Consider the following 6,218-nt stretch of genomic DNA (forward strand, 5'->3'; position numbering starts at 1 on the left):
TACCAGACCATCCGGAGTAATCAGCCCGATATAGGTATCCACAGGCTGGGGGTATTTTTTCCCCGGAACCCTTTTCGATGTACGCTTGTACAGGTAATATGAATCACCTTTTTTCTTGATGGTAGTCCCCTTAACGCGTTGTGCCTGAACCCATTCTGGATATACTTTTTCAGTCTTCATACCTTCCTCCTTTCGTATAGGTGGCGTATACCTATACTTTAGGTATATTATACCTCTACAGAGCAGAAAAAGGAAGAGGGAAAAGCACTTTTGTATAATGCTTTTCCCTCTAAGTTTCATCGCTAAAAGACCCTATATTTATTTTGCTTCATGAAACAACCCTAAAGATTGGAGGAATCAAAATGGAAACAAGCAAACCAGAATTAAAGCTTATCCAGATGTCAGATGTAGAAGCTGAAGAAGTTTCATGGCTATGGTATCCGTTTATACCATATGGAAAGCTGACCATCATTCAGGGAGATCCCGGGGATGGAAAAACAACTTTTGTACTAAATGCAGCAGCAAAGTTATCAAAAGGAATTTCGTTAGATACAGGGCTGCAGAGTGAAGAACCTATAAACATCATATATCAGACAGCAGAAGACGGACTGGCTGATACAGTAAAGCCAAGACTTGAAGGAGCCGGGGCTGATTGTTCAAAAATCCATGTGATAGATGAGAGTGATAAATCGCTATCAATGGTAGATGAAAGAGTTGAGCAGGCAATCATAAGAACAAACGCTAAACTCTTGATTCTGGATCCTCTACAAGCATATCTCGGAGGTGGAATGGATATGAATAGAGCGAACGAAGCAAGGGATATGACTAAGAAGCTAGGAGCTCTGGCAGAGAAATACAAATGTGCAATTATCCTTATCGGACACATGAACAAAGCTTCCGGAAACAAGGCAGCCTATCGAGGAATGGGATCAATAGACTTCTATGCAGTAGCAAGAAGTGTCCTGCTGGTAGGCAGGATAGAAGGAGAACCGGAACTAAGAGCAATAGTTCAAATAAAGAACAACCTGGCAGCATTCGGACATTCCAAGGCCTTCAGATTATCAGAAAAGGGATTTGAGTGGATTGGAGATTATGAAATAACTGCGGACGAAGTTCTCGGAGGAATCGCACCGAAAGCCAATAAGCAGGAAAGGGCGATAGTGCTCCTGAGAGAACTGGCAGAAGACCATAACATGCTCCCAAGCAACGAGATAGTAGAACTGGCTAAAGAGGAAGATATATCAAAAAGAACTCTGGAAATAGCCAAAAATGAACTGGGAATAAAGGCCAAGAGAATTAACAATATCTGGTATTGGATATTGAAAGAAAACGAATAACATCCAAGAACGCAACAATGCAAGGTGTCTGAAAATACAATCTTAAGATTGCAAGGTTGTAAAAAGAAAAACACACTGCATTGTTGCGGACTAGAAGAAAGGAAGAAATGAAAAACGTACAGATATCACAGGAATTATTTATAAGGTTGATAAGATTACTGGTCTTTGAGTTTGATGAGGACACTGATTTAATCAAAAAAGAACTAGAAGACAAGATGGAAAAACTAGCAAGGCATGAAATCTATTCAAAGTTCAAGACGGCACCAACAGAAGAGGAGAAAGAAAAAGCTCGTCAGGACTACCTCGACATGGTGGGGATGCACAAGGATTTTAGATGGTGATTTTCCTTGATGGATTGAACGGGAGCGTGACACGCTCCGGTAATAATCAGCCAAGGAATGAATGGTTTGGCAGGCGAGCGGAGCGAGCTTCCCCATAACGTGTCGTTATGGGTAACCCCCTATGGATAATGACATTACACATCATTATCCGGGGGCTCTCCGAGGGGCCTGCCGGCGGCAAAAAATATTACGAAAGGAGTTTGTTTATGATAACAGTAACATTTCACATCTCATGTAAGAAACATTCGCTCACCAAAACAAGAGATGTGGTATCGGTGAGCAAACACAATCTTCGATTATTTCAAAGTGAAGAGTATAACGAAGAAATGATCGAAGTGGAAGTCGGGAGTGAAGTAAATATTCTCGACGATGTAAAAGAGATTTACGAAAGGGAATTCTCCGAAGCTTTTGCGGAATACAACAAAGATAAGAGAAGCGACAGACAAATTCCGGACTATCTGGAGTATGTATCCGAAAGCAAAAAGAACGATGTGGCTACAGAAGTAATTCTCCAAGTAGGAGATAAGGAGTTCTGGGCTGATAAGACGAGAGAACAGTGGAATGCAATGAAGCCACTGTTAAGGGAACAGCTTGAATATGTAAAAGAGATAGTTCCGGAATTCAAAATCGCATCGGCAGTAACACATTTGGATGAGGATTCACCTCACATGCATGTAGTAGGAGTTCCGGTAGCAACGGGATACAAACGAGGACTAAGCAAGCAGGTGGCAAAGACAAAAGTATTCGACCAGAAAAGACTGGAAACGATACAGGATCAGATGCACGATTTTGTAGAACATCAGATGAAAGACCATCCGGAAATCTTTGGAGATGAAACACTTAAGCCAAAAGAAAAGGGCAGGAATAGCGACTTCTCAAAAGAATTCTACTTGAGGCTAAAACAACAAGAATATGAAAAGCTGGAAGATAAGTGCCAAGAGAAAGAAACACAGATTGAAGCTCTGGATGGAACGGCTAAAGAAATGAAGGAGGACATCGAAAGCACAGTTAACCAATATGTGGACTCAGTGGTAAATACAGAAATGAAAAAGGAATTCATGAGATACGCAACACTTGAAAATCCTAAGACTACACTGGGAAAATTAGTCTCGAAAGCCTTCAAAACATTCAAGGAATGGTGGGATAAGACCAAGAAGCCTGAGGTAGCTGAAAAGGCTAGGACAAGTCTCTTACAAAAGCTTAGAGAGAGCCAGGCAATAGTTGATCAGAGAAAAGAGCAACAAGTCCCTAATCTTAATAGGAATAATCTAAGATCTGAGAGATGAATAACTGATAGTGCAATAGGCAAGGGGCTGTCGCACTAAGAATTTAGTGCGAGGCCCCTTTGTTACCTTGCCAACTCATGCTATTTATCATAAGTCAAAGTAATCACTATCAATCTTCTTTATTGTTACTGTTCTCGCATCGGAAACACCAATATTGTACTCAATCATAAGCTCGGTGAGCTTTTTTCCATCAATCAGTAAAATGGTGGCATGAGGATATGATTTTGCGTATTCGATAGCTGGTTGAGAAAATGAGGATGTTGTTAAGATTACAGACTCTTCCCGGCGCTTAAGAGCCGGAAGATTAAATTCCTCAAGAGCCAATTAACGATACAAGCTGAGATATCTCATTCTTAGCCCACTGAATGTCGTTGGAATCCTCGGGTTCGTTGTATTCTTTACGAAGAGTAGTTATGATTAATTCCCATTCCGCTTTTGCCTCTTCATATCTCCCAAGTTTCTTGTATAGGAACGCTAATGAATAGAGCATATCTATTTTATGAGGGGCAGTTTGGGCGATATAGGCATTCTTAAAGCTTTCAATTGCATTTTCATATTCATTAAGCCTGTTAAAACGTTCACCCAGCTCATATTGACCAAGCCAATCATCTTTAGGAATTCTGTTCCAGATTTCTTTTGCTCCTGCAGGATTCCCTTTGGCCATTGCAACATCACCAAGGAGTATATCCTTAATGTATTTGTTTTCTCCGGTAAAATATGCCACCTCCAGTAAGGCTTCTGCTTTGTCAAAGTATTTTTTACTGACCATTGCCTCTATCAACATGCAATAGAGATTAGTGTTGCCGGGAAACTTACGGGCATAAGGCTCACATACCCGGATAAACCAGTCATTATCGCTGTGGTACTTATACTCACTTCCGCCCCGGACGCTTCGGTATAAAGCAAAAATCTCTTCATCAAGAGGGCTTATAGTCATTGCTCTTTCAAGCATCTTGCCTGCGGACAGCATATCAGTATTGCATTTTGACAGATAAATCTTGGCGTAACGTTTGATCGCTTCTGTATCATCAGGATTCTCACGAAGTATTCCATCCAAAACACGCTTGGCATAAGAAAAGTTTTGATCAGTCATAGTTTCTCTTTTAAGCATGTTGTCTATTCTTTCCAGTTCGTCATCGTGAGAAATTGAGAACAGTTCATCGATCCTGACCCCAAAGAAAGCAGCCAGCTTAGGTAACAGAGTAATATCCGGTAAGGTTGTGCCTGTTTCCCATTTGCTCACAGCCTGAAAAGAGATTCCGAGATATTCGGCAAGTTCTTCTTGCGTTACAGATTGTTCTGCACGTAATTGCTTAATTATTCTACCTAAATTTATATCCATAGTTGAGTTCCTCCGATTTGTTTTCATCAGCTGATGAATTTACTATAGTGCACGTGGGGCAAATTCACAATAACTGCTTATTTTAGGAAATTCAACCTGTAAGCGAATTGTGATGAAGCTGAGTATGTTTCTGTTAATTCTCCTCCTATATTTATGATTGGAAGATAATCTTACAAAAGACAGACAAAGATTTAATGAGTAGAAAGTGAAATAAGAGTATTATTTTTGATCGCAGTTATTAAAGTCGCCACCAGCCGCATACAGTAGCCCTGAGCTTTCTACCATACGCAGCAGGTAGACAGCAATGTCCGAATCTGAATAGGAATAATCTCAGTTTGGAGAGATGAATACTCTGCTGCGGTAAGCAGGGGCGTGAAAACGTCCTTGTTTTACGTATGTACATTGGATAGAATAAGAAATAGTGGTTATAAATTCAATTACAGAGTTTGTAGCAACATATTACATTACAGGGCAACTTAGAACGGCATGGGGAGAAGAATATCAATGATAAGACTGGTTGAAAAACGTGATAAAGGAGCATGGTATGCTCTCGACAAGCATTTGCCAGAATCTGTGTTTGATGAAAAGGTAAGATGTGGACAAGGGTATGTATATACTGAAGACGAGGTAATCATCGGGGTGCTCAGATATAATCTTTTCTGGGATAATACTCCGTTTTGCACAATGCTATTCATAGATTCCGATTATCGCAATCAGAAATATGGAAAACAGTTGATGGAATACTGGGAACAGGATATGAAGTCACGGGGATACGGAATGCTGATGACATCCACTCAGGTCGATGAAGATGCACAACATTTCTATCGTAAGCTGGGATATAAAGATTGTGGCGGATTTGTGGTCGATGTTCCTGGATATGAGCAACCGATGGAAATGATAATGATAAAGGCGGTTTAAAACTGCTATATTGCAGCATAACCGACATTAGGGGGAATTGTTGAAAACGTTAATTCTAAACGGATCTCCGCGTGTTTCAGGAGATACAGTGAGTTTAATCAAATTAATTACATCAGGCTTAAAAGGCGATACTAAAATAGTAAATGCTTATTATTGTGATATTTCTCCTTGTGTAGATTGTCGTCATTGCTGGAAAAACAGTGGATGCGCAATAAATGATGAAATGCAGGATGTATATAAGTATATAGAGGAATGTGATAATGTTGTTATTGCTTCACCCATCTATTTTTCTGAATTAACAGGAAAATTACTTGATATAGGAAGTAGGTTGCAGACTTATTTTTGCGGAGAGTATTTTCGTAAGGAAGAGCTGAACATCAAACCTAAAAAGGGTGCTGTAATCCTGGTAGGTGGAGGCGATGGGAAAATAGAAAGGGCATATGAGACTGCTTGCACTCTTTTACATCACATGAAATGTTATGATATTCATGATGTAGTGTACAGCCATAACACTAATTTGGTTCCGGCTTTGGATGACAAACAAGCTGTTAAAGGAATCAATAATCTAATTGAATTTTTTAATGGCTCTGATAAAGAGAAAAGTAGTTAAAGATAACTAACTTTCATGTCTGGAGTGGAAGGGGTGGAATTTAGTGGTTCTTCCTCATCGATTAGTACTTGGCTATAGTATAGCATTCCAAGGCGGTGTATAATAGACATATATTGATTCCGAAAGGATAGAGGGATATGTCTACTACTTCTTCTCTGGACTTACAGAGTTTTTACCCTGCTGATTTAAAGATACTTGATGTTGAGGAAACTGATGATGAAATCATTATCAGAATGCATTCTGTAAGTAACAACTGCACCTGCCATAAGTGTGGGGCGCCTTTAATAAAACATCACGGCTCGCATCATAGGAAGGCTCAAGACTTACCAATACTTGGTAAGAGGGTTACTCTTGATATGCAGATATTTGATTACAATTGTAGCA

Annotated in this window: 8 protein-coding genes and 1 pseudogene; 6 read left to right on the forward strand and 3 right to left on the reverse strand. The window is 39.9% G+C overall.

All coding sequences use genetic code 11. From position 1 onward, the window contains the following. Window positions 1–180 (reverse strand): annotated as a pseudogene (locus BLR42_RS21545) (hypothetical protein); the annotation flags it as partial. Between the two features lie 182 nt (window positions 181–362). Here BLR42_RS21545 and BLR42_RS21550 point away from each other — a divergent pair. From BLR42_RS21550 to BLR42_RS21560, 3 genes are all read left to right on the forward strand, one after another. Further along, entirely contained in the window at window positions 363–1,337 is a 975-nt protein-coding gene (locus BLR42_RS21550) for an AAA family ATPase (RefSeq protein ID WP_091873645.1), read from the forward strand. 107 nt (window positions 1,338–1,444) lie between these two features. Further along, on the forward strand, window positions 1,445–1,678 hold the full coding sequence (locus BLR42_RS21555) for a hypothetical protein (RefSeq protein WP_027204527.1): 234 nt from the start codon (window positions 1,445–1,447) through the stop codon (window positions 1,676–1,678). A 206-nt stretch (window positions 1,679–1,884) separates the two neighbouring features. Then, window positions 1,885–2,964 carry a plasmid recombination protein gene (locus BLR42_RS21560; RefSeq protein ID WP_091873646.1) on the forward strand — a complete coding sequence of 360 codons (1,080 nt, stop codon included), beginning with the start codon at window positions 1,885–1,887 and terminating at the stop codon, window positions 2,962–2,964. An 87-nt stretch (window positions 2,965–3,051) separates the two neighbouring features. On the opposite strand, the gene BLR42_RS21565 is transcribed toward BLR42_RS21560, so the two are convergent. Both BLR42_RS21565 and BLR42_RS21570 read right to left on the reverse strand, forming a co-directional pair. Next, window positions 3,052–3,288 (reverse strand): restriction endonuclease, encoded by a 237-nt coding sequence (locus BLR42_RS21565; RefSeq protein ID WP_091873648.1) that lies wholly within the window; start codon window positions 3,286–3,288, stop codon window positions 3,052–3,054. Beyond that, window positions 3,278–4,306 carry a helix-turn-helix domain-containing protein gene (locus BLR42_RS21570; RefSeq protein ID WP_170832935.1) on the reverse strand — a complete coding sequence of 343 codons (1,029 nt, stop codon included), beginning with the start codon at window positions 4,304–4,306 and terminating at the stop codon, window positions 3,278–3,280. The genes BLR42_RS21565 and BLR42_RS21570 overlap by 11 nt, the downstream gene beginning before the upstream one ends. A 504-nt stretch (window positions 4,307–4,810) precedes the next feature. Between BLR42_RS21570 and BLR42_RS21575 the strand changes: the two genes are divergently transcribed. The 3 genes from BLR42_RS21575 to BLR42_RS23410 all read left to right on the forward strand — a co-directional run. After that, a complete protein-coding gene (locus BLR42_RS21575; protein WP_242879471.1) occupies window positions 4,811–5,224 on the forward strand; it encodes a GNAT family N-acetyltransferase in 414 nt (137 codons plus the stop codon). A gap of 40 nt (window positions 5,225–5,264) precedes the next feature. Continuing rightward, window positions 5,265–5,834, forward strand: a complete 570-nt coding sequence (locus BLR42_RS21580) for a flavodoxin family protein (protein ID WP_091873651.1) — start codon at window positions 5,265–5,267, stop codon at window positions 5,832–5,834. 137 nt (window positions 5,835–5,971) lie between these two features. Further along, the coding region (locus BLR42_RS23410; RefSeq protein ID WP_207648596.1) for a transposase at window positions 5,972–6,218 on the forward strand (247 nt) is incomplete at its 3' end.

Origin of the sequence: Butyrivibrio sp. INlla16 (genome assembly GCF_900104155.1) — a bacterium.
Taxonomy (GTDB): domain Bacteria; phylum Bacillota; class Clostridia; order Lachnospirales; family Lachnospiraceae; genus Butyrivibrio.